This window comes from Burkholderia sp. Se-20378, assembly GCF_017104665.1.
Lineage (GTDB): Bacteria > Pseudomonadota > Gammaproteobacteria > Burkholderiales > Burkholderiaceae > Burkholderia > Burkholderia lata.
The window spans coordinates 1-583 of the sequence record NZ_JAAGPG010001260.1 but is presented as its reverse complement, the minus strand read 5'-3'; the positions used below and the strand labels follow the sequence as shown (position 1 = coordinate 583).

The 583-nt window shown below is 63.5% G+C and carries 1 protein-coding gene; it reads right to left on the bottom strand.

From position 1 onward, the window contains the following. On the bottom strand, window positions 1-583 hold a 583-nt coding region (locus G3N93_RS41305; protein WP_206135672.1), incomplete at both ends, for a 3-hydroxybutyrate dehydrogenase.

Sequence of the window (583 nt, the reverse complement as noted above, 5' to 3'; positions counted from 1 at the left end):
GCGCTCGGGAAGGCCGACAGGAACAGCACCGTCTGCGCGACGTCCTGGACGGTCGTGAACACGCCGTCGACCGTATTGCCGAGCATCACCTTCTTCACCACTTCGTCTTCGCTGATGCCGAGCTCCTTCGCCTGCTCCGGAATCTGCTTGTCGACCAGCGGCGTACGCACGAAGCCCGGACACACGACGTGCGAGCGCACGTTGTGCTTCGCGCCTTCCTTCGCCAGCACGCGCGCCAGACCGAGCAGGCCGTGCTTGGCCGTCACGTAGGCCGACTTCAGCGGCGACGCTTCGTGCGAGTGCACCGAACCCATGTAGATCACGACACCGCCGCGATCGTCCTTGTACATGTGCTTGAGCGCGGCCTTGGTCGTCAGGAACGCGCCGTCGACGTGAATCGCCTGCATCTTCTTCCAGTCGGAGAACGAGTAGTTCTCGATCGGGTTGACGATCTGGATGCCCGCGTTCGACACGAGGATGTCGACCGAGCCGAACGTTTCGGCCACCTTGTCGATACCGCTGTTCACGGCTTCCTCGTTCGTCACGTCCATCGCGACGCCGATCGCCTTGCCGCCCGCCTTGA